This window comes from Martelella limonii (assembly GCF_013344475.1).
GTDB lineage: Bacteria > Pseudomonadota > Alphaproteobacteria > Rhizobiales > Rhizobiaceae > Martelella > Martelella limonii.
This window is the reverse complement of the sequence record NZ_JABUOU010000028.1, coordinates 1-1298: the sequence shown is the minus strand read 5'-3', so window position 1 is coordinate 1298 and position 1298 is coordinate 1. Positions and strand designations below refer to the sequence as shown.

At 59.7% G+C, this 1298-nt stretch carries 2 protein-coding genes and 1 pseudogene; 2 read left to right on the top strand and 1 reads right to left on the bottom strand.

The features are described 5' to 3' along the window. Window positions 1-181 precede the first annotated feature (181 nt). Together HPQ62_RS20875 and HPQ62_RS20870 are read left to right on the top strand one after the other, a co-directional pair. Window positions 182-424, top strand: coding sequence for a type II toxin-antitoxin system Phd/YefM family antitoxin (locus tag HPQ62_RS20875; protein WP_174804520.1), 243 nt, complete (start codon window positions 182-184; stop codon window positions 422-424). Further along, a complete protein-coding gene (locus tag HPQ62_RS20870) occupies window positions 424-855 on the top strand; it encodes a type II toxin-antitoxin system VapC family toxin (protein ID WP_174804519.1) in 432 nt (143 codons plus the stop codon). Before HPQ62_RS20875 ends, HPQ62_RS20870 begins: the two co-directional genes overlap by 1 nt. Window positions 856-958: 103 nt before the next feature. Here HPQ62_RS20870 and HPQ62_RS20865 read toward each other — a convergent pair. Next, window positions 959-1298, bottom strand: a pseudogene (locus tag HPQ62_RS20865) (3-keto-5-aminohexanoate cleavage protein); the annotation flags it as partial.

Below are 1298 nucleotides of genomic sequence, written 5' to 3'. Positions count from 1 at the left end.
GAGGGGAGGGCCTCGACCATCACAACCTCGAAGACGCCCTCCCGGTCTCGCCAGCGCTCGCTCGCGCCATGAAGAAACCGAGGGCGTGAGGTGTCGGGCGAGCCTCACACGGCCAGGATGCGCTTGTTAACACGCCGTTGATTATATATGACTACAGTGGTCACAAACTGGGATGACGATGATGAGGGAAATTCAGCTCCGGGATGCCAAGGCAACGTTTTCCGCGATTGTCGATCAGGCCGTGCATGGCACGCCCTCGGTGATCACGCGACGCGGTCGCAAGGAGGTGGTCGTCCTGTCCTATGAGGAATATGAAAAGCTTGCGCACGTGCCGAGTTTCGGCCGGCTTCTGGCTGCCTATCCGGGCGACGAGGACATTGTTGGCGCGCGCAGCGACAAGCCCGCCAGGACTGACGCATTCTGATGTATCTTGTCGATACCAATGTCATTTCGGCACTTGCGCCTTCGAATCACAGCCGTGCGACAGCGGTGATTCAGTGGCTCGACAGGGCAAGCGACGACCTGTTCCTGTCGGCCGTGACGGCCGCGGAGGTGCATGCTGGCATTGCCAAGGCCGAGCGTCAAAAATCAACGGCGAAGGCTGAACGGTTGCAGGCGTGGTGGCAAAGCATCGAATATCTCTACGGGCAGAAGATCCTGCCGTTCGATCTGCGCTGCGCCCATCTTGCGGGCGAGATCATCGACGCGGCCCGTGCCCATCAGCCGGGCTTTGCCGATATCGCCATTGCCGCCACGGCGAAGGCGCACGGCCTGACGATCCTGACCCGCAATATCCGTCACTTCGGCCCGCTCGGCGTTCCGGTTCACGACCCGTTTCAGTCTTTGCCGAGGTGAATTGTTTCTTGTGAGACGTGAATGCAGGGAGATCCGCGCCTAAGAGAAGAGAACAAATTCTCGATCTTGACTCGCCATCATTCGACGGGTTGACGGAAGATCTTCACAGCCTCTGCGACCAATTCTGCATTGCTGTCGTGCCATCTTGCAAAAGGCGGCCATCCTCCACTCCGACGCGTGTTGACCAGCGCTTCTGCCGTGCGCGCCTCACGAAATGCCAGACGGTTGCATCGGAGCCGTGGAGCAGCATGGGCCGCGCTATACCGGCTTCCTCAAGCACTTTCGCAATGTCATCGGCGATGTGATCGGCTTCGTGCCGCGCCTGTTCATCGATTTCGATCAGAATGCGAAACACCCGATTGCTCTCGGGAAGGGTGACAAAACGCCTGGCGTCTTCCACCGAGGCAAGGCCAGCTTCGACGCCGACCCCCATCTGTCCGAGC